General features: G+C 47.2%; 20 protein-coding genes and 1 riboswitch. Of the genes, 14 read left to right on the plus strand and 6 right to left on the minus strand.

From position 1 onward, the window contains the following. Positions 1-135: 135 nt before the first annotated feature. The 4 genes from NYE69_RS14980 to NYE69_RS14995 all read right to left on the minus strand — a co-directional run bounded on the left by NYE69_RS14980 (position 136) and on the right by NYE69_RS14995 (position 2020). Entirely contained in the window at positions 136-663 is a 528-nt protein-coding gene (locus tag NYE69_RS14980) for a GNAT family N-acetyltransferase (RefSeq protein WP_328270805.1), read from the minus strand. A 28-nt stretch (positions 664-691) separates the two neighbouring features. Beyond that, positions 692-1144: a MarR family winged helix-turn-helix transcriptional regulator gene (locus tag NYE69_RS14985; RefSeq protein ID WP_328270806.1), complete on the minus strand. Its 453-nt coding sequence runs from the start codon at positions 1142-1144 to the stop codon at positions 692-694. A 223-nt stretch (positions 1145-1367) separates the two neighbouring features. After that, the gene (locus NYE69_RS14990) at positions 1368-1682 is read right to left on the minus strand and encodes a DMT family transporter (protein ID WP_328270807.1); all 315 of its coding nucleotides are present in this window, start codon (positions 1680-1682) and stop codon (positions 1368-1370) included. Beyond that, the gene (locus tag NYE69_RS14995) at positions 1679-2020 is read right to left on the minus strand and encodes a DMT family transporter (RefSeq protein WP_036624064.1); all 342 of its coding nucleotides are present in this window, start codon (positions 2018-2020) and stop codon (positions 1679-1681) included. The genes NYE69_RS14990 and NYE69_RS14995 overlap by 4 nt, the downstream gene beginning before the upstream one ends. A 300-nt stretch (positions 2021-2320) precedes the next feature. Next, positions 2321-2421, minus strand: a riboswitch (guanidine-I (ykkC/yxkD leader). 353 nt (positions 2422-2774) lie between these two features. On the opposite strand from NYE69_RS14995, the gene NYE69_RS15000 reads away from it, so the two are divergent. The 7 genes from NYE69_RS15000 to NYE69_RS15030 all read left to right on the plus strand — a co-directional run bounded on the left by NYE69_RS15000 (position 2775) and on the right by NYE69_RS15030 (position 13793). Beyond that, complete coding sequence (locus NYE69_RS15000; RefSeq protein WP_328270809.1) at positions 2775-4517, plus strand: sensor histidine kinase; 1743 nt, start codon at positions 2775-2777, stop codon at positions 4515-4517. Positions 4518-4520: 3 nt separating this feature from the next. Next, positions 4521-6122 (plus strand): response regulator, encoded by a 1602-nt coding sequence (locus NYE69_RS15005; protein ID WP_340926791.1) that lies wholly within the window; start codon positions 4521-4523, stop codon positions 6120-6122. Next, positions 6119-7624 (plus strand): ABC transporter substrate-binding protein, encoded by a 1506-nt coding sequence (locus NYE69_RS15010; protein WP_340926792.1) that lies wholly within the window; start codon positions 6119-6121, stop codon positions 7622-7624. Before NYE69_RS15005 ends, NYE69_RS15010 begins: the two co-directional genes overlap by 4 nt. Before the next feature lie 169 nt (positions 7625-7793). After that, positions 7794-9596 (plus strand): beta-glucuronidase, encoded by a 1803-nt coding sequence (gene uidA / locus NYE69_RS15015; RefSeq protein ID WP_340930407.1) that lies wholly within the window; start codon positions 7794-7796, stop codon positions 9594-9596. A 20-nt stretch (positions 9597-9616) separates the two neighbouring features. Continuing rightward, positions 9617-11026 (plus strand): MFS transporter, encoded by a 1410-nt coding sequence (locus NYE69_RS15020; RefSeq protein WP_340926794.1) that lies wholly within the window; start codon positions 9617-9619, stop codon positions 11024-11026. A 184-nt stretch (positions 11027-11210) separates the two neighbouring features. Continuing rightward, positions 11211-12485, plus strand: coding sequence for a hypothetical protein (locus NYE69_RS15025; protein WP_328270813.1), 1275 nt, complete (start codon positions 11211-11213; stop codon positions 12483-12485). Positions 12486-12590: 105 nt separating this feature from the next. Next, positions 12591-13793, plus strand: coding sequence for a macrolide family glycosyltransferase (locus NYE69_RS15030; RefSeq protein ID WP_340926795.1), 1203 nt, complete (start codon positions 12591-12593; stop codon positions 13791-13793). A 104-nt stretch (positions 13794-13897) separates the two neighbouring features. Here the strand turns inward: NYE69_RS15030 and NYE69_RS15035 are convergent, their stop codons facing one another. Both NYE69_RS15035 and NYE69_RS15040 read right to left on the minus strand, forming a co-directional pair. After that, on the minus strand, positions 13898-14830 hold the full coding sequence (locus NYE69_RS15035) for a VOC family protein (protein ID WP_328270815.1): 933 nt from the start codon (positions 14828-14830) through the stop codon (positions 13898-13900). A gap of 70 nt (positions 14831-14900) precedes the next feature. Next, positions 14901-15377, minus strand: coding sequence for a MarR family winged helix-turn-helix transcriptional regulator (locus tag NYE69_RS15040; RefSeq protein ID WP_328270816.1), 477 nt, complete (start codon positions 15375-15377; stop codon positions 14901-14903). A 154-nt stretch (positions 15378-15531) separates the two neighbouring features. Here NYE69_RS15040 and NYE69_RS15045 point away from each other — a divergent pair, with 154 nt between their 5' ends. From NYE69_RS15045 to NYE69_RS15075, 7 genes are all read left to right on the plus strand, one after another. Beyond that, positions 15532-16413, plus strand: coding sequence for an SDR family NAD(P)-dependent oxidoreductase (locus NYE69_RS15045; RefSeq protein WP_328270817.1), 882 nt, complete (start codon positions 15532-15534; stop codon positions 16411-16413). Between the two features lie 400 nt (positions 16414-16813). After that, complete coding sequence (locus NYE69_RS15050) at positions 16814-17818, plus strand: ROK family protein (RefSeq protein WP_340926796.1); 1005 nt, start codon at positions 16814-16816, stop codon at positions 17816-17818. A 186-nt stretch (positions 17819-18004) separates the two neighbouring features. Further along, positions 18005-19225 (plus strand): MFS transporter, encoded by a 1221-nt coding sequence (locus NYE69_RS15055; RefSeq protein ID WP_328270819.1) that lies wholly within the window; start codon positions 18005-18007, stop codon positions 19223-19225. Between the two features lie 267 nt (positions 19226-19492). Continuing rightward, positions 19493-19669 carry a hypothetical protein gene (locus NYE69_RS15060; protein ID WP_328270820.1) on the plus strand — a complete coding sequence of 59 codons (177 nt, stop codon included), beginning with the start codon at positions 19493-19495 and terminating at the stop codon, positions 19667-19669. A gap of 13 nt (positions 19670-19682) precedes the next feature. Beyond that, the gene (locus tag NYE69_RS15065; RefSeq protein ID WP_340926797.1) at positions 19683-20489 is read left to right on the plus strand and encodes an HAD-IIB family hydrolase; all 807 of its coding nucleotides are present in this window, start codon (positions 19683-19685) and stop codon (positions 20487-20489) included. 301 nt (positions 20490-20790) lie between these two features. After that, positions 20791-21228, plus strand: a complete 438-nt coding sequence (locus NYE69_RS15070; RefSeq protein WP_340926798.1) for an Rpn family recombination-promoting nuclease/putative transposase — start codon at positions 20791-20793, stop codon at positions 21226-21228. Positions 21229-21232: 4 nt separating this feature from the next. After that, on the plus strand, positions 21233-21763 hold the full coding sequence (locus NYE69_RS15075; protein WP_340926799.1) for a hypothetical protein: 531 nt from the start codon (positions 21233-21235) through the stop codon (positions 21761-21763). Positions 21764-21973: the final 210 nt, after the last annotated feature.

The raw sequence follows: 21973 nt of genomic DNA on the forward strand, positions 1-21973 counted from the left end.
TCAAGACCAAGCTTTTGGGTATGGGCAGCGTATGATCTATGATTGATGTGGTTTATAAAAGTTATCAATCGGAAATTTTTTGCTCATTTGCATCCACTATAGCAGATATATCATCAACAGTAGCATTCCTATAAATCATTGTGATCCTCCTAGTGTTTTGGACATTATCAAATCAATTTGTTCTTCATCCCCCATGTAAAAAGAGTGAGCCCCAGTTTGAACAAAACCCATTTTTTTATAAAAATCAATGGCGTTTTCGTTCTTTTCCCAAACTCCCAGCCAGACCGTCTTTTTGGTTTGGCTTATGGCGATTTCCAGCGCTTTGTTGATTAGAAATTTTCCCAGCCCTTTTCTTTGAAATTTGTTTCTTATATAAATCCGCTCAATTTCGAGGGACTCATCACCCATTTTTTCGGATTGGGCGTCATTCATATTTACCTTTAAATATCCGGCGGGTTCTTCATTAAACCAGATGAAATAGAATTCCGAAAAGCTATTGGACAGTTCCTTTTCCAACTGTTCAGTGTTAAATGCTTTTTCCAAATAGGCTTGCATGTTTTCGGGTGAATTTTGATCTTTAAATGTATCGTTGAAGGTTTCAATGCTTATTTCTTGGAGTGTTTGCAAATCTTCACGGCGGCATTTTTTTATTTTTACGGTCATTTTAATGGTTAGCTCCCTTAAATAAAAATTAATAGTTTCTCTTGTTTCCCTTTTTTACTGATTCCCAGTCGCTTTCGATATTTTTTCTGACTCTTTGCAGCAGATGGAAAATGGTTTCCGTTTCTTCTTCGGTAAATCCCGCCAATGCCACACGATTCGAATGATCATGTTCCCTTTGGATAAAAGGAAATACGTTGTTCCCTTTTTCCGTTGGAAAGAGTTTTTTAATTTTTTTATTATGTTCATCATCTTTCTTTACGATAAAGCCGTTCGTTTCGAGTTTTTGGATGGCGCGAGCCGCAGTTGTTCGGTCTACTTTAATCATTTCCGCCAACTTTTCTTGAATGATGCCCGGGTGTTCACATATGCGGACAAGGTACAAATACTGCCCTTTTGTCAGGTCATATTCTTTAAATTCGATATTGCTGATAGAGTTCAATGCCCTGGCGATGATTCCGATTTCACGCAGGATTTCTTTCATCGTGAACTCCTTAAAATTTATTTTTGTTGCAAATGCAATAAAAAACAACATATATTTAATTTAATCTATTTTTACTGCATTTGCAATAAAAAATGATATTCCCAACTTTCGCAAAACCAAAATCGGCTTAACCGCTGATGCTATCCCATTCAACAAAGGACCAAGATAGCCGTCAACTTCGTCTGGCTTCCTTGAAAGTACACGACGTCGATATACGTTTTTCTTAACTGACTAATTTCAGCCCCACAGCAGAGCCAAGGACCAATCCTATACACAAAATACGCATGAAGTTGCGTGGCTCATTATAGAGGATCATTCCCAGGATCGCTCCGCCAGAAGCGCCGATTCCAGTCCATACGGCGTAAGCTGTTCCCATCGGGAGTGTTGTCATGGCCAATGACAAAAATACAAAACTAAGGCCAAAACCAGTAATCAAAAGAGTTAATGATTGCCAATTGCGGGATTGATTAAACTTGTTGATCAGCAGTACCCCGGTCATTTCAAACAGGCCGGCCAGAATCAAATACACCCAGTTCATATTCCGCTTGCCTCCTCTTTCTTGTTTTTGCTAAGCACTTTCAGTCCAATCACGCCAATGAGCAGCAGTCCGATCAAAACTATTTTCGCAGCGCTTAAGTCAGCGTTAAACAGAAGGATATCGGCAACCACAGTCCCTGTCGTCCCCAGGCCGACAAATACGGCGTATACCGTTCCAACCGGTAATGAACGCGCTGCCCTGATCATCAAATAAAAGCTGATGTAAATAGCGATCAGTGTACCACCCCATTCCCAGAAGTGATCCGCATGCTTCAACCCAATAACCCAAGCAACTTCGAAGATAGCCGCAACAATGACGGAAATCCATGTTTTGTTCATAACTCTTTCCTCCTTAAACTCTTTTTTTAAATTTGGGCTCAAGACCAAAATCAGTACTTGACAGAATAAATGATGACGGAGATGGAGGGTGTGCTCTCCAAACCGCTTTGCACCTTTATTCCTTTGATTCAGGAAGCCAAGTCACCTGGTCAAACGGGATAATCGTGCAAAGCCTCCGGATAGCGAGTCTCGCTCCAGGCCACGGTCTGTTGCCGGCTTGACTGTCAAGCACTGATGATTAGGTTGAACCTAAATTTAGCCAAAAAAAATAGCCTGGGAAATAAACCGCATCATGCGTTTATCTCCCAGGCTTTTATCCCTCCGTGTCACAGCCGCTTGGCTGTGCGTTTTCTCTCGGACCGGACCAGTCTTGCGACTGCGGAACCCTAGAAAACTTTTATATTCGGTTATTGGCTAAAATCATGCTAACACACGATGTAACTTAAGTCAATTTGCAATTCCCCCCGCTATCCTCCAAAAAAGAGGGCAAGAAGCATCAAACATTAAAATTAGACCTCATGCTATGAGAGGGGCCCCTTCTCTTCTTTAACGTTTAGAGAAAATGGCCTTACGCTTGTGAGAGCCTAAATAAGAGTATGTCGTAAGATGCACAGTGAATTGTCGTCAAAACGGTAGTGTGGAAATGAGAAATTTGTTATGATTTGTAATCGTAAAATAACCGATAATAGGATGATGACAGGACTGCCCTAGCCCGCTTCAGCAGTTTTTTAATGAGAACGTGGGGTGAGGAGTCGTGAAAATCCGGCATATTTCATGGAATTCGCTGCGATTCAAGATGGTTGTGGGGCTGCTGCTGGTTTTGATTCCGCTCATCACGCTGCTGATCTACAACAATTACTACAGCATCCACGTTGTGCGTAACCAAGTGACGCTCTCCAATAAAAATTTACTTTCTTTATACACAAGACAGATCGACACCCAACTGCAGGATGCGGATCGAAATCTAATTCGTTTGTTGACTTACGACTATAGCATCCAGTCTATGGGCGCCCCTAATTCGGAGGACGAGTACCAAATGGCCAAGTACCGTGTCTCGCTTACGCTTGCGAACGATATTACTCTCTACAAATCCGTCGATGCTTTTTTTGTGTATTCCCGTGCAAGGGAGGATTTATTGGACGTCTTTAAGGACGGGGTTCCCTTTTCGGAAAGGGATCAGGTAGAGCAGTTTCTGCACCGTTTCCTTGGCGGTCGCACCTTTCTTGCGGAGACCGGCAGCAGCAAATGGTTTGTGCGGAAAATCGGACAAGACTACTATGTGCTGCGAGTGCTTCAATCGGGCGACCTTTATATCGGGGCATGGGTAAACGCGAAAACATTGCTTATCCCGCTTCATTTGATTGATCTGGGCAAGGAAGGAAGCGCGCTGCTCGTAACCAATCAGGGAAAACCGATGGTCAGCACCAATCCTTTGATGGTTGAAAATATCGATTTCACGAAGGGGTTTGAGCAGTCTTACCTGTCTGGAAGTAAAAATAAGGTGTTAATCGTCGGGGAATCTTCGCAAATAGGTGATTTTAACCTGGTAGCGGCTATCCCGAATGAGCAAATTTTGCAGAATCTGCCGCATTTGACGCGAATCATTGCGCTCATTTCATTTGCTTCCATTGGTCTTATCCCGCTCAGCCTGCTGTTGCTTCGCCATATCCTTCTCCTGCCGCTCAAGCGGTTGATTTCCGTTATGAGAAGGATCAACGACGAGGGCAACGTAAAAATGCGGATCAAGCCGTACCGTACATCCGATGAATTTCTGTTGCTTAATGAAACCTTCAACACGATGATGGGGCAAATTGAGGATTTGAAAATCAGCGTGTACGAAGAGCAGTTGAGTAAACAAAAGGCGGAACTGCAGCATCTGCAGCTTCAGATTAATCCGCATTTTTTCATGAACTCTTTGAACATTTTGTTTAATCTGGCCCAAGTAAAAAACTACGAATTGATTCAAGAATTGATCCTGTGTTTAGTGCAGTATTTCCGTTTCATGTTTCGCAGCAACTTGACGTTCGTCTCTCTGCAGGAGGAATTGCAGCATGTCCGCAACTACGTCCGGATTCAGGAACTCCGCTTTCCGCACAGCTTAACCTGTACCATCAACGTTCCTGACTTTTTGGAGAATGTTCACGTACCGCCGCTAGTAATCCAAACCTTCTTGGAAAATTCGATCAAGCATGGCGTCACGCTGGAGGAGCCTATACATTTATCTGTAGATATTGATTTGCAGGAAACTGGGCTGGAGCCATATATCGAGATCTTCATCCGCGATACGGGGAAAGGGTTCGAGGAGGAGATACTAACTCAGATACGCTCAGGAAACCGTGTCGTTGACGAAAAAGGCGAGCATATCGGAATATGGAATGTTCGCAAGCGATTGCAGCTGTTGTATGGCGATAAAGCGGCCCTTTCTTGTTATAACGGGTTTCCGCGCGGTGCCGTTGTAGAAATCAGGCTTCCATATTATTCGGAAAGAGGAGTCTAAGGAATGCTTCAATTATTGATTGTTGACGATGAAATTCATGCCGTAGAAGGAATCCGTTCGGGAATGGATTGGCATAAGCTAGGCATAACAGCCGTGTTCACGGCTTTTACCGTAAAACAAGCCAGGGAGCTGTTCGAAAAAGAACGGATCGATATGATGCTGTGCGATATTGAAATGCCGCAGGCCACAGGATTGGAGTTGACGGCATGGGTCAGGGAGCGGTATCCGCAGACGGAAACGATTTTCCTGACCTGCCATGCCGATTTCAAATATGCCCAGCAGGCTCTCCAATTAGGGAGTCTGGATTACATTCTCAAACCGGTCCCTTTTGGCGAGCTTGAGAAAGTACTTCTTAAAGCGATTCATAAAATTAACAAGAAAACGGAATTAGCTGAATATAGCCAATATGGCCGGTTCTGGTTCCGGCATCAGCCGGTGTTGATCGAACGGTTTTGGCTGGATATTTTGGACCAGACGATCCCACCGCAAGTGGAGTCGGTAAAGCGGGCCGCGGACGAGCGCAATATCCCCTATACCGAAGATATGAAATTTGTGCCGGTTCTTATTAGTGTGCAGAGGTGGCATAAACCGTTGACTTTACGCGATGAGAAGATTTTGGAATTTGCGCTTAGAAGTTCTGCCGAAGAAATTTTGCTCGGTCCCCGTCAAGACGGAAAAGTAATTGTGATCGGCAGCGGACGATTGCTGGCCATCTTATCCGCGGAGAGCAATGGAGAGATCGAATCATCGCTGAGGGAAGCTTGCGAACATTACATAGCGAGTTGCAGGCAGTATTTTTACTGCGATTTATCCTGTTATATCGGTGAAAGTGTCCGCGGACACGAGATGTTCGATATGGTAAACCGGCTTAACGCTTTAGAGGTAAACAATGTTGCATATAACAATAAGGTTTTCCTGCTGTCCTCTGTTCGCTTGCAAGCATCCGGCAATCGGCTTCCCGATATGAGCTTGTGGGCAGTCATGCTGAAGGAGGGGAAGGACAGCCGGGTATTGGAAGACGCGGCCGGTTATTTAGATCGGCTCGTGCAGCAGGATGCATTGGATGCGAAGCTGCTGCGCCAATTTTATCAGGATTTCGAGCAGATGTTGTATTATATGCTTCAGACCAAAGGGATTCAGGCTCATCAATTGTTCAGCGATAACGTCTCAGTCGAACTTGCTGCGAGCGCAACCCGTTCCGTGACCGAACTGACCGCATGGATGAAGCATACGGTTGGCAAAGCGCTGGAATATGTAAACACGGTTGAGCAATCGAAGAGTGTTATCGAAAGGGTCAAGCATTACATTAAACTTCATCTCGCACAAGATCTGTCACGGGAAGACATAGCGAATCACGTGTTTTTGAACTCGGACTATCTGACCCGGATCTTCAAGAAAGAGACCGGGATGGCTGTCTCGGATTATTTGTTTCAGGAACGGCTCAAGCGGGCGCAAGAACTGCTCGCCAATACCGATATGCCGATCAGCGCCGTCGCATCCCATATCGGTTATGCTAACTTTTCTCATTTTTCCCGGATGTTCAAGAGGTACACCAGCCTTACTCCAAACGAATATCGCCAGGCAAATCAGGGGGAATGGTCATGACGATAAGCCTAAAGGGTGTAAGCGCACTTTTCGTTGCGGCGGCGCTTCTTTTATCCGCATGTGACGGCAATAATGGACAAGCGCCGACAGCGGGAGATCAGTCCGCGAAGCCGGCGGAACAAGCGGTGGAGCTGAATGTGGCTTTCCCGATCTTCAGAGCAGTGCCAAAGGACTTGCCTTTGGTGCAGGATTCGATTAACAAGATCGCACAGGAGAAAATCAATGCAACCGTAAAATTAATACCGATCAGCTACGGGAACTGGGACCAACAAGTCAATCTGATGCTCAGCAGTGAGGACAAGCTGGATTTGATGTTTGTCGAAGCAAATAATTACAGCAACTATGTTGCAAAAGGGCAACTCGTTGCGCTGGACCAGCTGCTTGAGCAGCATGGCCAAGGGATACAAAAAGCGCTGGACCCCGTCTATTTGAAAGCGGCCCGAATTTCAGGGGCTATTTACGGTATTCCGACGGTACGCGACTTTGCCAATAATCATGGATTTACCATGCGGCAGGATCTCGTGGATAAATATCATATCGACGTCAGCCGCATTCGTACGCTGGATGATGTAGAGGCGGTCTTGAAAACGATCAAGGCTTATGAGCCCAATGTAGCGCCATTGATTCCGGGCAACATTGGCCGGTCCATGCTTGATTCGTACCACACGTTCGACACGCTCGGCGATTCGATTGGCGTATTGCCGAATTACGACAACAATTTCAAAGTCGTCAATTTATACGAATCTCAGGAATATGCGCAGTTTCTCCAAAAGATGAGAAGCTGGTACACTCAAGGTTTAATCCAGAAAGATGCCGCAACGAATAAAACGTCCCAGTTCGATTTAATCAGGTTCAATCGCGGTTTTTCTTACTTCTCCAACATGAAGCCCGGGTTTGAACAACAGGAATCGAAGAGCAGCGGCGTAGCGGTGGTTACGGCAAGCTTGCTTCCGCCGGTATCCACAACCTCAAACGTAACGAGTGTTATGTGGGGGATTCCGGTCAATTCCAGAACACCGGGCAAAGCAATGGATTTCCTGAACCTGATGTATTCGGACAAAGATATCGTGAATCTATTCGATTGGGGGATCGAAGGGAAGCATTATGTGACGCACTCGGATAACATCATTGATTTTCCTCATGGCATCGACGCTCAAACTTCGGGCTACAGTTTAAATTTGGGATGGATGTTCGGCAATCAATTCTTGTCTTATGTATTTAAAGGAGGCGACCCAACGATTTGGCGGAAAATGGATGAATTCAACAAGTCGGCAATAAAATCCAAAGCGCTTGGCTTTACGTTCGACGCAAGTCCTGTTAAGACGGAATACGCCGCGGTGTCCAATGTGGTTACGGAATACAAGCTTCCGCTCGAAACGGGCAGCGTCGATCCGGATAAGATATTGCCCGAATTTATTTCCAAGTTGAAATCCGCCGGAATCGATAAAATTATCGCGGAGAAACAAAAGCAGCTTGACGAGTGGGTGAAAAACAATAAGTAACGAGTTCGGCAATTGCTTATGCTCCGGTCAACCTGACGTTGACCGGTTTTTTGTTGGCGCAAAATAGTCGGCAAAGTGCAAAGAGGAAGTCGGGGAAACGGTAGTTGGACAAACAGGATTTCATTATTATGAGGGTACATAGCAGAGCATGAAACAAGGAGTGTTGTTGATGTTGTATCCCATAATGACCGAAACCCGCAGTTTGCTTGAGCTTAATGGAGTGTGGAACTTCAAGCTCGATCATGGTGCCGGCTTTGATGAGCAGTGGTATAAATCCAGATTGCAAGACACGATTCCCATGGCCGTCCCAGCCTCTTTCAATGATATCGGGGTAACCGCCGATATTCGTGATCATGTAGGTTGGGTTAGGTACGAGAAAGAATTTACATTGCCCGGTGTGATGATGGACGAGCGTTTGGTGTTAAGGTTTGGGTCAGCCACACATACGGCCAAGGTTTATGTCAACGGGGAATTTGTTGTGGAGCATAAAGGGGGATTCCTTCCTTTCGAAGCGGTAATTCATGATTTTGTCCATGCGGGGGCAAATCGTTTGACTGTGGCCGTTAACAATGTTGTTGATTTTTCGACGCTGCCTGTAGGGCTTTATACGGAGGTTGAAATTCCGGGAGGCGGCAAAGAACTTAAAAACCGGCCCAATTTTGACTTTTTTAATTATGCCGGCATTCAGCGCCCCGTGAAGATTTACACAACTCCTCAAACGTTCATTCAAGATGTCACGGTGGTTACGGACATTGCCGGAAATTCCGGTGTGGTGAATTATTCTGTAGATATTTCGGGCTCCGCCGACGTTCACGTAACCGTGCTTGATGAAGACGGGCGAGCGGTAGCCGCGGCAGACGGTGCCGAAAGTGCTGTCACCATTTCCGATGTACGGCTATGGCAGCCTTTGAACGCTTATTTATATACCTTAAAAATAGAGCTAATCCGGGATAACAGCTTGATCGATGTATACGAGCAGCCCTTTGGCGTGAGAACTGTGGAAGTTAGGAACGGACAGTTTCTGATCAACCATAAACCGTTTTATTTTAAAGGGTTTGGCAAACATGAGGACACGCCCATTCACGGAAGAGGGATGGATGAAGCCGCTAATATCATGGATTTTAACTTGATGAAATGGATGGGGGCCAACTCTTTCCGCACCGCTCATTATCCCTATGCGGAAGAAATCATGCGTCTCGCCGACCGGGAAGGATTTGTGGTCATTGATGAAACTCCTGCTGTAGGTCTGGATCTGAATTTTCTGGTGATGTTAACCGGCGGCGAGAAGAAAAATACGTGGAAAGAGGTACAGACCTTTGAGCATCATCAGCAGGTGATCAACGATTTAGTCAGACGCGACAAAAATCATCCTTGCGTAGTGATGTGGAATGTAGCCAATGAGCCGGCTTCTTACGAAGAAGGTGCCTATGAATACTTCAAACCGCTTATTGAACTGATGAGGGAAGCCGATCCGCAAAAACGCCCGGTAACCTTAGTCACTCATATCGAGGCTTCGCCAAAGGCGGATAAAATTGCGGAGCTGGTGGATGTGCTGGCATTCAATCGTTATTACGGCTGGTATGTTGATGGGGGAGATTTAAAGTCTGCGAAAGCCAAGTTACGCAAAGAACTTAACGATTGGCTGCAGCGCTGCCCGGAGAAGCCGATTATGATGACCGAATATGGGACCGATACGATCGCCGGCCTTCATGATGTGGAACCCATTATGTTTACGGAAGAATACCAAGTGGAGTTTTACAAGGCAAACCACGAAATCTTTGATGAATTTGACCATTTCGTGGGTGAGCAGGTCTGGAATTTTGCGGATTTTGCCACAAGTCAGGGAATCATCCGTGTACAGGGCAATAAAAAAGGGATCTTCACCAGGGATCGCAAGCCTAAAGCCGCAGCCCATGAATTAAGGAAACGGTGGACGCAAATTCCTGATTTCCATTATAAACAGAGCGAATAATCAGCGGGGGTGGAGGAAACATGAATCCGGAAAACAGTCTCGAAACTTTGCAAGTTGAGCAAACGGGCACACAGACCAGGAAGTTTGGTTTTAGAGATAAGTTCGGCTATATGTTGGGGGATTTAGGCAATGACTTTTTCTTTATGCTCGTAGGAGCGTACTTGATGGTGTACTATACGGACATTATGGGAATCAGCCCAGTTGTTGTAGGGCTTCTCTTCATGATCGCAAGGCTGTGGGATGCGCTCGCGGACATTTCATGGGGCAGATTTATCGACACAAGAAAACCCGGCAAACACGGGAAGTTCCGGCCCTGGATTTTCAGAATGTCATTTCCGCTAGTCATTACGGGGATCTTGATGTTTGTCCACATTCCCGGACTGTCGGAGGGCTTTTATCTTGCTTATGCTTATGTCACTTATATTTTGTGGGGTACTTTGTACAGCACGGTCAACATTCCCTACGGATCAATGGCATCCGTCATCACAAGTAATCCTGTTGAACGCACTACCTTATCGACATTCCGTACGTTAGGTGCCACTATCGCTCAATTGTTTGTCAATGCGATAGCGCCTTTAATTCTCTTTGTAGACAATAAGATAGATGCAAATCGCATATTGCTTGCTGCTATTCTGTTTGGCATTTTATCTTTGGCTTCTTATATCGGATGCTTCCGATTGTCAACAGAACGTATTACTTCCTACAACACAGATAACAAAGCTAAATCCTCTATGTCCGCAACATTAAAGGGATTACTTAAAAACAAGCCGTTGATTTCAATTTTGTCTGCTTCGTTGATTTTTATGGTGTTTTTGATCTTGATTTCAACGGTCAACGTATATTTGTTTAAAGATTATTTTGGCAGCGCTTCAGCATTGAGTCTGGTAGGTGTAATGCAGGTAGTAACCGTTCTCATCGCCATGCCCCTGGCCAAACCGCTGGTTGCCAGGTTTGGTAAGAAAGAGGTTACCTCTGCGGCTTTTCTTCTGACCTTCATAGTATATGGAATGCTGTACTTCTTACCGGGTCTTACAGCCAATCAATTTGTGGCCATTTCAGCTGTCGGCATGTTCGGATATGCTTTCTTTAACTTAATGATCTGGGCCTTTGTCACGGACATCATTGATTATCATGAACACTTAACGGGGCTGAGAGAGGACGGTACCATCTATTCGGTCTATTCATTTTCTCGAAAGGTGGGTCAAGCGGTCGCCGGCGGTTTTGGCGGATTTGCCATCGGACTCATTGGCTACAATGTTAAGCTTGAAGTTCAGGAACAAAGAACACTGGATGGTATTTATATGCTGGGTACACTCGGGCCGGCGATCATTATTCTGCTTGTATTTTTAGTTATCGTTCTGCTGTACCCGTTGAGCAAAAATCGGACTCTGCAGCTTGCGGAGGATTTGAAGAAAAAAAGGAACGGTTAATTCAACAAACAGCCCAATGAAGAAGCGATCCTTTATCATTCGCGTGATATCGGATCGCTTCCTGGTTTTTACCTCTTTTTTCTTGATGTGTATAATAAGAGTAACAGCAAATCAAGGAGTAATATCAACTTTTTCCATGTTCGTGCGTCTATAAGAGTATCATAGTCGTTTGGAGTGATCTTTTATGAATTTTAAAATTTTGGTCATTAGCGCCGGTGCCGCCTGCTTGTTGTTGAGCGCAGCTTACGGGAACGTTGTGGCTCCCGGGCAAGCATCCGGGGCAAAGGGCAGCCCGGCATCGCCGCAAATATCTAATAAGGCAGGTGCTTCGGCAACCTTCGCAGACGCCGCTGAAGGCGGGGTGCTGCCGCTATTGTGGCAAAAATATGAAGGCTTCGGGAAAGTCCAAGTGCTGGAAGAAGGGTTGCAGCAGGCGGATCGCATCGTGAAAGAAACAGCTTTGAGCGGGAGTGACGGTTCCCGGGAAAACAAGATCGCCATTTATACCCGCAAGAACGATACCGATTTTCTCTATGCAGCCTTAGTCCGAGATCATCTCGTGTACGATTTGGGAAAGGTAGCCGGATATCATTACGATCAGGACGACGCTGTGACTGTCGAGAGCATTATGTTATTCGGTAAAAAAGTCGTCAAAATCCAGGGCGCCGTCGGCGCGGCCGCTTCCATGGCCCGTTACATTGAGTTGCAAGACGGGGAGCCGGTGCAGCTTATGGTGATCGATGAAGGTTATGCCTCGGAAACGGATGTGGACCACGACGGCTTGCCTGAGGTGATCGTGAGCTCGGGGACGGTCCCGCATACGTCGATTTACCGGTGGCAAGACGGGCATATCGAGCGGAGCAACCTTAACGAAGCATTGCAGGCGGAAGCTGTTTCCATCACCGAGGAGGGGGCGGTTTTGGCCGCGTTCGGGAAGGATCAGTCCCTCGTCAAGCTGTATTGGCTGAAAAAGGGCGGACTGCAAGAATTCAGTCAGTACGCAAGCGATGAATACTACTCTGACCGTTTCGTTACCATCCCATATACAAGCGAAGAAGTACAACACATCCGGGAACAAGCCAAAGCCGCCCGCGTCTTTGATCCTTACGTACCGCGAAAAGGCGTTGCTACGGACTACGGAATGACAGCGGAGCAAGAGAAAGCCGGGGTATTGAAGCTGACCTACCCGCATTTTGCCGTCCGGCAGTCGAGCATGGATTTGCGGCAGCAGGAGGAAGGAAACGGGGTGTCCGGAGAGAAGTGGTATTTTCCCGATTTTACGGCGGAATGGATCGGACTTCCGGACAGCGAAGCAAGCGGGACTTGGTATATCACACGCGGATCGACGCATATTTCCATCAGTACGGCCAAGTCGGTCAGCAAGGAGCAATTGCTGTTCGCCGCCGCGTCGCTTGTTCCTCTTGACGAATTGAAGCCGACCGGCGGAGAATACGAATAGAAGAAACGATATGGATGGATGTAGGCAAATTCGGAAAACTTAAGCGAAGACCGTAAAATGGCAGGAGCTCGGAGCGGTGTATTTTGTCATGAAAGGGTGATGGTTATGGCACGCGTTTTATTTATCAATGGAGGCTCCGAGGGACATATCAATCCAACTCTCGGTGTGGTGCAGGAACTTGTCCATCGCGGCGAAGAGGTGGTGTATTTCGTTGCCGAGCAATTTCGCGATCACGTGGAGCGGACGGGCGCAAAAGCGATCACCTTCGACGTCGGGAAATTTCTGGAGGCGTTCCTTGCGGGCGGAAGAACGCCTTGGGCGCGGGTAGGCGGACTATTGCGCACCGCCGATATCGTCATTCCCAGCGTCCTGGAGCAAACCAAGGGAGAGCGCTTTGATTACATCATCCATGACTCGATGTTCGGCTGCGGGCGGTTGCTTGCGCAAATCCTCGGCTTGCCGGCGATCAACTCATGCTCGAGTTTTGCCATGGAGCAAACCGGCTTTGACCGTCTGCAGGAGAGCTTGTCGCGCCATTTTCCGGCAGACGTGAATGAACGGGCCAAGCAGGAATTCCAGCAGCTGGTCAGCGAGGTGCAAGCGAAATACCATGTGCAAGCGGGCTCCGCTTACGAAGTTTTTTGCAATCCAGCGCCCATGACCATCGTTTACACTTCGAGACACTTCCAACCCGATGGAGCAAGTTTCGATGAGACGTACAAGTTTGTCGGGCCGTCTGTCGTGCCGCGCTCCAACGATTCATTTGATTTCTCGCATGTGGACACGGAACACCTGATTTACATATCGCTCGGCACCGTGTTTAACCAGGCGGCGGATTTTTACAAGCTTTGTTTTGCGGCATTTGCCGAAACAAAGTACACCGTGATTTTATCCGTCGGCAGCCGAACCCGGATGGAGGAATTGGGAGACATTCCGGCGAATTTTATCGTGGCGGGTTACGTACCGCAGCTAGAAGTGCTGCAGCACGCCAAATTGTTCATCACCCACGGCGGGATGAACAGCACCAGTGAAGGTCTGTATTATGGCGTGCCGCTGATCGTGCTGCCCCAAAGCGCCGACCAGCCTGTAATAGCCCGGCGTGTGGCTGAACTTGGCGCAGGCGTACAGTTAAATCAAGCAGACTTAACTGCGGGAGAACTCAGAGAGGCGGCGGAGCGGGTGCTGGGCGATCCGTCGATCCGCAAGGCATGCGTTGAACTCGGCGATTCGTTCCGGGCGGCGGGCGGCTATCGGCAAGCCGTCGAAGAGATTTTTGCGTATAAACGAAGTTTGGGCATATCTGAATAATTTGAACTGCAAAAAGGAATTACAAAACGGGAGGATGCCGGCCGGCGGGCCGTGTCATCCTCCCGTTTTTTACAAGCTCATTCAAGCGCGGCGATTCGCCCTCGTCATTCCCCTTGAAATGCTTTTTGCAGTTCCGCAAGGTCGAACTTTTTCATCTTCAAGAATGCTTGCGTGACGCGGTCAATTTGCTCCGGCGTACCCTTGGTCATCATTTCGTCCATCGCGGCGGGAGAGATTTGCCACGAGACGCCGTATTTGTCTTTGAGCCAGCCGCATTGCTCGGCCTCGGGGACGGCGGAAAGTTTTTCCCAGTAATAGTCAATATCCTCCTGCGTCTCACAAGTGACCAACAGGGAAACCGCCTCGTTGAAGTTGAAATGGTGTTCATGTGCGCTGTCCATGGCCGTAAACCAGGTGTTCTCCAGCATAAAATCGGTGAACATCACCGCGTCCTCCCGGTCCGGCTCATGGCCGGGGCCATACCGAAACAGGTTGCCCGATTTGGCATTGCGGAAGACCGAAAGATAGAACTCGCGCGCTTCTTCCGCTTTGCCGTAATTTTCGCCCACGAACATCATGGAGGGGATGATCGTCGGCCGCGGCTCCCCGTGCGGATTCGTCAGCATCAGCTGCCACGAAACGCCATACTTGTCCTGAATCCAGCCGTACCGTTTGCTGAACGGGTACTTATCCAGCGGCATAAGCGCGGTGCCGTCTTTAGACAGCTTGCTCCACGCCTCGTCGAGCATCTCCCTTGCGTTCTCCTCCCGGGACGGGTCGAAATTTACGATAAACGAAATGGAAGGGTTGATCTTAAAGTACGGCCCCGCAGAGATCGCCATAAACGGATGTCCCCAGACGGTAAACGTAACGAGATCGGAATCGCCCGAGGGCGTATCGCGCAAGGTCACTGCGCTCGTGACTTTAGAATCCGGGAAGACGGTACAATAGAACTCTGCGGCTTCCTTGGCCTCTTTGTCGAACCACAAATGCGGGATGATGGGATTGGTCGGCGAACTGTTCTTGGCATCACTCATCACATTTTCCTCCTAAATCATAAGGTGGACAATCGTTTTTATTGTACCCGAAAAATTGAATTTACGTTTCTTATCGATTGCTGCCTTGTTGGTGATTCTCGAGTCCGTTAAAGCTTTTCAACATATGAACAAACGATTCAAGCTTATCATTATCCCAATTCTCAATCCGTTTATAAAACTCCACTTCTTTTTCTTTTAAAGCCAGGACGGCTTTATCACGCCCCGCTTCTGTCAGAGACAGCAGGACTCCGCGGCGGTCGTTAGGGTCCTTTTCACTTTTCACATACCCCGATTTTTTCAAGTGAGCGACAAGGCGGCTCACAGAGCTTCGATCCATCGCTGTGGATTCCGCTAACTGGGTTGCGCTTGCCGGTCCATACGACAGCAGCCAGCGAACCAGCACAAAGGCAGCAGGCTGTAAGGCTGAATCGAAAATCTCCGCTGTTTTCACATTAATGGCGTGCGACGCACTGAGAAGGGCATTGAGCTGCTCGCCAAGATTGAACTCCAGCTGCATCCTGTCAGCGTTCGAATTTCTATCCTTCATCGGTTGAATCTCCTATTCAAATTTAATTAATTGATATATATCAAGTAAATTCATATAATTGATATATGTCAATTATATTGGGAACACCGTCATACATCAAGCTGAAAAGAAAAGGTTTGAACACAAATAAACATAGGAATTAGGAGGATTATATATGCGGACAACGCCGATTATTGTAATGACCGGAGCGACAAGCGGCATTGGAGAGCTGGCGGCAATGGAATCGGCTAAACAGGGGGCGCATCTAGTATTAACCGCCAGAAGTGAGAAACGGGCTGAGATCACGAGAAATAAATTGGAACATGCGGCGCCTAATGTTAAAGTGGACTTTTTCTACGGCGATCTTTCTCTCATGGAAGATGTCCAACGGGTTGGAAACGAAATTAAAGCTGCTTATCCGAAGCTGGATGCATTGATAAACAATGCAGGCTTGCATGGCTTCGAACAGCGAATAACCGCAGAGGGACTTCCGGAAATGATCGCGGTGAACTATCTTGCCCCTTGGCTGTTGACGGACATCTTACTTCCATCGTTAGTGGCTTCGCAGCAGGCCAGAATTGTAAATGTTGCTTCAGAGGCATCTCGCAACCATGGCGAACTTAAACTGCCTGAGGATTTAACGGATACTTCGAAATTTTCAAGGGCGGGCTCTTCCCGTATTTATGGAAAAACAAAGCTCTTCAATATTATGTTTACGGGTGAACTGGCAAGGCGGCTGGAGGGTACCGGAGTTACCGTGAATGCTCTTAATCCCGGGTTTAATGTGACAGGCCTTGGACGTGAGTTAGGGTTCTCTTCGGCACTTGCATCCGTATTACGATTTTTAAGGATTGGAAATCCGCAAAGAGGGGCGGGCATCATCCTTCAATTAGTTGCTGCATCGCAGTATCAGGGAGTAACTGGGGGATATTTTAACGTGGGCAGTGGACAGTCTATTGTTCCGGTACATCCCGGCGGGGATCCCGAAATGCAAAGCCGGTTGTGGAGTGCCACCGAGGAATTGTTAAGACGGAGGGGGTTGTTGTGTGAAAAATGATTGACATAGGTCGGCGGCAGGGTTGATGCAGCCTGATACAATATTTTGAACGGAATTATCCAATGGGGTAAGAAAATCATTAGCAAATCCAGCGCTTGATTGGATATTTCCAATAGATCAGGCTTAGCGGGACGGAAAACGGGAGATCTGACCGGCATCTATTGGATATTTCCAATGAGAACCCCAAATTCCACCTGATTTCCTCCAATCTATTGGATTTTTCCAATGAGGGGGGGAGAATCTTGAGATGAACGGGTGGCGGCAGGGGCGAGGCATGGACTTTTCCAATCGTCAAAGTCCAACAATAGTTAAAGATGCAAACCGGGGGATATCCGTGTAAAATTATCTATATGTGCGAACAGGTTGTGGATTGGAAACAGCTCATTAAAGAGGGATGCTGATGAAAAAAGCAGACGCTAATTTAATAAAAGAAATCAATTTAAACAATGTGCGCCAGGCGATGAAACGGGTGGAAACGGCAACCAAACCACAGCTGGCCGCGTTGACCAAGCTGAGCGTTGTTACGGTGAATTCCCTCGTGAAGGAACTGCATGACCTTGGAGAGATCTTTGAGGACGAAACCGTTCCCTCCAACGGGGGAAGACCGGCGCTAACCTATCGATACAATTACGATTTTAGTCTCGCGCTCGTCGTTTACATGAAGGAGACTCAAGGGCAGGAGCTTATTTCCGCGGCGGTCGTGAATCTGGAAGATCATATTTTGCAAAAAGAAGAATATGTAATGCCTGTTTTTGACCGGCAACAGTTCTATGACATGATTGAACATTTTCTCGCGTTATATCCTTCCATTAAAGTGATTGGCATCGGCATTCCCGGACAGGCCGTCAATGGCGAGATTGCGGTGAGCGGTCGTCAGGCGCTGATGGGTGTTCGCATGATTGAAGACATTGAAACGCAATTCGGATTGCCGGTTATGGTGGAGAATGATGTTAACGCCGCGATCAGCGGGTATTGTGCGAAGCTGGATTTGGATGATACGCAATGTGTGCTGGGTATTTATTTCCCCATGAGGTACCCGCCAGGCATGGGCATTTATCTGGATGGAAAAGTATTCAAAGGGAAAAACGGTATGGCCGGAGAGATCAAGTTTCTCCCTATGGATTTGGATTGGTACCATGAGATGGACAAGGAAACGTTTGTGGGCTCGGTGTGTCAGATCATTCAAAGCGTCAACGCCGTCCTGGCTCCGGACAAAATCGTGATATATCAGGATATGGTGGGAGCGGATATCTGGAACCCCGCATGGGAAGCTTATCGGAATAGGAAGCCTATGCCGTCATATCCTGAAGTGATTCTGCAGGAGACCTTTCAACAAGATTTTGAGGCGGGCATGCGCTGGCTGACGCTCAAAGAATTGGAGCCGGCCTTAAGCCATTTTAATTAACTTGGAACCCCTTGATCGCAATCATGGGGTTTTCTTTTTTGCCGATTCAACTCCATGTATTGACAAAAGAAAGCTGCTGATGCATATTAAATAAATGAACTTTATAAAGTGGTTTAAGTATGGTGCTTTCATTAGGAAGCAGATGAAACTGGGATCATATACCTTCACTATGAAAGGGGAACTGCTATGGCAACTTGGTTCTTAATTATTATATATCTGGCGTTTATTAGCCTCGGGCTTCCCGATTCTTTGCTGGGATCGGCCTGGCCCGTGATATGGCCCGACATCGGTGCTTCATTTGGCTCTGCCGGGATCTTGTCCATGGTTGTGGCGGGAGGGACCATCGTATCCAGTCTGGCTAGCGGGAGCCTAATTCAGCGCTTGGGGACGGGCAAGGTTACCCTGATTAGCTGCTGTCTGACTGCCGGTGCACTGCTTGGATTCTCTATGGCCCCCTCGATGATCTGGCTTGTTCTTCTGGCCATTCCTCTTGGCCTTGGCGCGGGTGCCGTTGATGCGGCCCTGAATCACTATGTGGCTGAAAATTACAACGCCTATCATATGAACTGGTTGCACTGTTTCTGGGGTGTGGGGGCAACCATGGGACCGATTATTATGTCCTCCTATATTGCCGGCCATAACTCCTGGAGAGGGGGGTATGCGGCAATATCGATGGTACAGTTCGCACTCGTCATTATCTTGTTTGTTACGCTCCCCCTATGGAAACGCGTCGCCGCCCGCCGCGAGCTTGAACGTTCGCAAAACGAAGTACAACAGACCCAAGTTGAATCCGTGATGGAACAGCCGAACGGAAGTTCCAAAGCCAATGTCCTCCGCATCAAAGGCGTCAAATATTCCCTTATCGCCTTTTTGTTCTATTGCGGGGTTGAAACCACGGTAGGGCTATGGGGAGCCACCTACCTGGTCGGTGCGGGAAATATTGCTGCGGAGACGGCTGCCGGCTGGATCTCTTTATACTACGGGGGAATTACGATCGGAAGGCTGGTTACCGGTTTTATTACGATGAAAGTCCATAATCGTGTGTTAATCCGGTGCGGTCAGATTGTCGCCATTGCCGGCGGGATCATCCTTTTGCTTCCGCTGTCCGTTCCGCTTTCCTTGATTGGATTCATTCTGATTGGACTCGGGCTTGCCCCCGTCTATCCTGGGCTTCTTCATGAAACGCCGGCCCGGTTTGGGAGGGAAAATTCAGCGAGGCTGATGGGGTATCAGATGGCGGCCGCATATACGGGAACCACATTTCTTCCGCCGCTTTTTGGAATTATCGCCACACAGACGGACATAACTTTGTTCCCGTTTGTTGTGCTTGCTTTTCTTATCTTCATGATGTTGAGTGCGGAGAAAATAAACCGCATTTTAAGCAAACAAGAGAAAGCGAGGAATTAAGATGCTTTCATACATTATCTTATGTGCCGTCATATGGGCTGGAACCTACGTGTGTCTAGCGATGTCGAAACAGCCCGTGGAGGTGAAACCGGTTCGTTCCATTGAGGATTTATTTGAATAGAATTAAACCTTGACATGTAACGCGTTCCAACGTTTACTATCTTATTGTACCAGCCAAGTTATCACGTGATTGGTGCGGACACTTTATAAAACAGCATTATAAAGGAAGTGTATTAATAATTTTTATAAAAAGGAGTAGAGTGCGCCATGTCAATCATCGTTCAAGCCGTTTTAGGTATGTGCATACTGATTGGCGTATATTTTGCGGTTAGAGGTGTGGCTGAATCTCCCCGGACACATATGTACGCCCGACGTTTACATGAGAAATTTATTCGCAATATTAATGGTAATGGGCATGAGGATGAAGATAAGAACGTGCACTAGAAGGAGGACTGACATGATTAAACTCGTCGTGACCGATCTGGACGGTACTTTTTTAAATAATGAGGGATCGTTTGATATCGATTTGTTTAACCGGGTATATGCCGAAATGCAGAAAAAAGGTATGGCTTTCGCTGCCTGCACCGGGAAGCAATGCGAGAGAGTAGAGATGCTGTTTGGAGAGCATGGCAAAGGCATCTGGATCCTGGGAGATAGCGCGACAAGAATCAAAAGGGATGGGGAGGTTGTCAAGGCGTTTACGATTGATTATGATCTGGCCCAGAAATCCATTGAAGAGATTCAAAATTTTGATCCGAAAATGACGATTATTGCCTGTACCGGCGAAGCGGCTTATGTTGAGTCCACGATAAAAGACGAATTGTTCAGCGTGGTTAAAGGATCATATGAAAAAGTGGTCAAAATTGACTCGTTTAAGCAAATTGACGGCCATTTTATTAAAATTACGGTTTACGATCCCGAAGGCCGCAGCGCTGCGTTGAGAAAACATGTGGAAAATACGCTGCTGGGACAAATCTACATCGTTGATTCTGAACCCAAATGGCTGGACATTACCGCGCTCCACACCCATAAGGGGGAAACGGTCAAAAAACTTCAGAATATGCTCGGAGTGACGTTCGAGGAAACGGTGTCCTTTGGGGACGGTGAAAATGACGTGGAACTGATGCGCATTGCGAAGTACAGCTTTGCGGTCGGCAATGCTTGCGAGAATACCAAAAAAGCGGCCAGTTTTATCACAAAGTCCAATGAAGAGAATGGCGTGTTATTGACGATACAGAAACTGATGGATCTAACGAAAGGATAGAGAACAAGGTTAAGGTTCATGCGTATAATTTAATAGGCCCGGACGAAAAGGCAAAAATGGATGAAATGATCCGAAGTATTCTTGGATACAACGGCTATTAAAGAGGATTTTTCCGTTCCGTTTTTGGCGCAGAATTGCTTAGTGAAAACAACATTGCTTTCCCATCCTGATCGGTGGTATAGTTTACTTATAACTATGGAACGAAAAGGTGAAGCACACTTGCTGGCGTCTTTAGGACGCTATGGCGGTGTGCTTTTTTTGTTGCGAAATTGCCGCAATACTGGGAAAGGAAGGATTACACATGGGTGCTTTTGAATTAGCGGTAAAAGAAGAGAAAGCAAGATGGCCGGAAGACAGGCCATTCACTCCGCATGATGAAGCGTTCAAGAAGCTATTGCAAACCTTTTTTGCGGAGTTTATCGAACTGTTCTTTCCTGAGCTGGACAAGCTGCTCGATCATCGCCATACCCGTTTTTTGATGCAGGAGCTGCTTGTGGATATCGTTGGCGGGGAAAAGCGGACGCTGGATCTGCTGCTGGAAACGAGATACTTGGAGCTGGATACCTACATACTGATCCACATCGAGCCGCAATCCTACCGGGAGAACGACTTCCATGAGCGAATGTTCATCTATTTCAGCCGTTTGTTTGAGCGGCATCGGAAGGAGTATAAACTCATTATTCCCATTGCCGTCTTTACGGCGGACGAGGCCAAGGCGGCAACCGATTTTGCGGTTTGAATTCATGAAGGTGGAGCTAAGGAAGCAACATTGGCGGCAATTTATCGATTCCGCTAATCCGGTGGCTGCTGCGCTGCTGGCGAAAATGGGCTATACTAAGGGAGAAGAGCGAGAGATACGCCTGGCGTATTTACGGATGATTTTACGGCTGCAAGGAAAGCTGGATGATGCGCGAATGGCCCTGATCATGTCGGTGGCGGATCTGTATTTCAATACCGAACCCGAGGAAGATAAGCGGTTGCTGGAAGAGTTGAAGGAACAATACCCGGAGGAAGGTGAATCCATTATGAAACTGATGCCCGCGTGGAGTCGTTTGGGATACGAGGAAGGTTTGAAAGAAGGTATGGAGGAAGGTATAGAGAAAGGGATAGAACAAGGGATTGAACAAGGCATAGCAGTGGGCGTGGAAAAGGGAATCGAGAAAACTGCCCTCAATATGCTCCGTGAGGGGATGGAGATATCGCTGGTAGCCAAAGTTACGGGGCTAACTGAAGAGCAAGTGGTGAAGCTGAAGAAAACAAGTTTTATAAAATGAACTAAATACCTCGCCCCATCATACTTAACATAAGGTAGCCCGTAAATTTGCTTATACCGCAAGTTTACGGGCTTTTTTGCATTATCGCTTATGCGAAGTCTTTCAACAAAATTTACATTTGTCTAATCCACGTTTTACATAACCATTGTATATTTTTCAGAGTGTCAAAATCAGTCAGCATAAGAAAGGGTGTAAGGAAAGTTGAACTGG

Source organism: Paenibacillus sp. FSL R5-0527 (genome assembly GCF_038008055.1).
GTDB classification, from domain to species: domain Bacteria; phylum Bacillota; class Bacilli; order Paenibacillales; family Paenibacillaceae; genus Fontibacillus; species Fontibacillus macerans.

What these genes read in the sequence shown, in the direction of transcription:
- NYE69_RS15020 (WP_340926794.1), top strand. Translation starts at nt 9,617, where the DNA reads ATGAATCCGGAAAACAGTCTCGAAACTTTGCAAGTTGAGCAAACGGGC.
- uidA (WP_340930407.1), top strand. Translation starts at nt 7,794, where the DNA reads ATGTTGTATCCCATAATGACCGAAACCCGCAGTTTGCTTGAGCTTAAT.
- NYE69_RS15005 (WP_340926791.1), top strand. Translation starts at nt 4,521, where the DNA reads ATGCTTCAATTATTGATTGTTGACGATGAAATTCATGCCGTAGAAGGA.
- NYE69_RS15060 (WP_328270820.1), top strand. Translation starts at nt 19,493, where the DNA reads ATGTCAATCATCGTTCAAGCCGTTTTAGGTATGTGCATACTGATTGGC.
- NYE69_RS15010 (WP_340926792.1), top strand. Translation starts at nt 6,119, where the DNA reads ATGACGATAAGCCTAAAGGGTGTAAGCGCACTTTTCGTTGCGGCGGCG.
- NYE69_RS15055 (WP_328270819.1), top strand. Translation starts at nt 18,005, where the DNA reads ATGGCAACTTGGTTCTTAATTATTATATATCTGGCGTTTATTAGCCTC.
- NYE69_RS15030 (WP_340926795.1), top strand. Translation starts at nt 12,591, where the DNA reads ATGGCACGCGTTTTATTTATCAATGGAGGCTCCGAGGGACATATCAAT.
- NYE69_RS14995 (WP_036624064.1), bottom strand. Translation starts at nt 2,020, where the DNA reads ATGAACAAAACATGGATTTCCGTCATTGTTGCGGCTATCTTCGAAGTT.
- NYE69_RS15070 (WP_340926798.1), top strand. Translation starts at nt 20,791, where the DNA reads ATGGGTGCTTTTGAATTAGCGGTAAAAGAAGAGAAAGCAAGATGGCCG.
- NYE69_RS15040 (WP_328270816.1), bottom strand. Translation starts at nt 15,377, where the DNA reads ATGAAGGATAGAAATTCGAACGCTGACAGGATGCAGCTGGAGTTCAAT.
- NYE69_RS15050 (WP_340926796.1), top strand. Translation starts at nt 16,814, where the DNA reads ATGAAAAAAGCAGACGCTAATTTAATAAAAGAAATCAATTTAAACAAT.
- NYE69_RS15065 (WP_340926797.1), top strand. Translation starts at nt 19,683, where the DNA reads ATGATTAAACTCGTCGTGACCGATCTGGACGGTACTTTTTTAAATAAT.
- NYE69_RS15045 (WP_328270817.1), top strand. Translation starts at nt 15,532, where the DNA reads ATGCGGACAACGCCGATTATTGTAATGACCGGAGCGACAAGCGGCATT.
- NYE69_RS14990 (WP_328270807.1), bottom strand. Translation starts at nt 1,682, where the DNA reads ATGAACTGGGTGTATTTGATTCTGGCCGGCCTGTTTGAAATGACCGGG.
- NYE69_RS14985 (WP_328270806.1), bottom strand. Translation starts at nt 1,144, where the DNA reads ATGAAAGAAATCCTGCGTGAAATCGGAATCATCGCCAGGGCATTGAAC.
- NYE69_RS14980 (WP_328270805.1), bottom strand. Translation starts at nt 663, where the DNA reads ATGACCGTAAAAATAAAAAAATGCCGCCGTGAAGATTTGCAAACACTC.
- NYE69_RS15025 (WP_328270813.1), top strand. Translation starts at nt 11,211, where the DNA reads ATGAATTTTAAAATTTTGGTCATTAGCGCCGGTGCCGCCTGCTTGTTG.
- NYE69_RS15075 (WP_340926799.1), top strand. Translation starts at nt 21,233, where the DNA reads ATGAAGGTGGAGCTAAGGAAGCAACATTGGCGGCAATTTATCGATTCC.
- NYE69_RS15035 (WP_328270815.1), bottom strand. Translation starts at nt 14,830, where the DNA reads ATGAGTGATGCCAAGAACAGTTCGCCGACCAATCCCATCATCCCGCAT.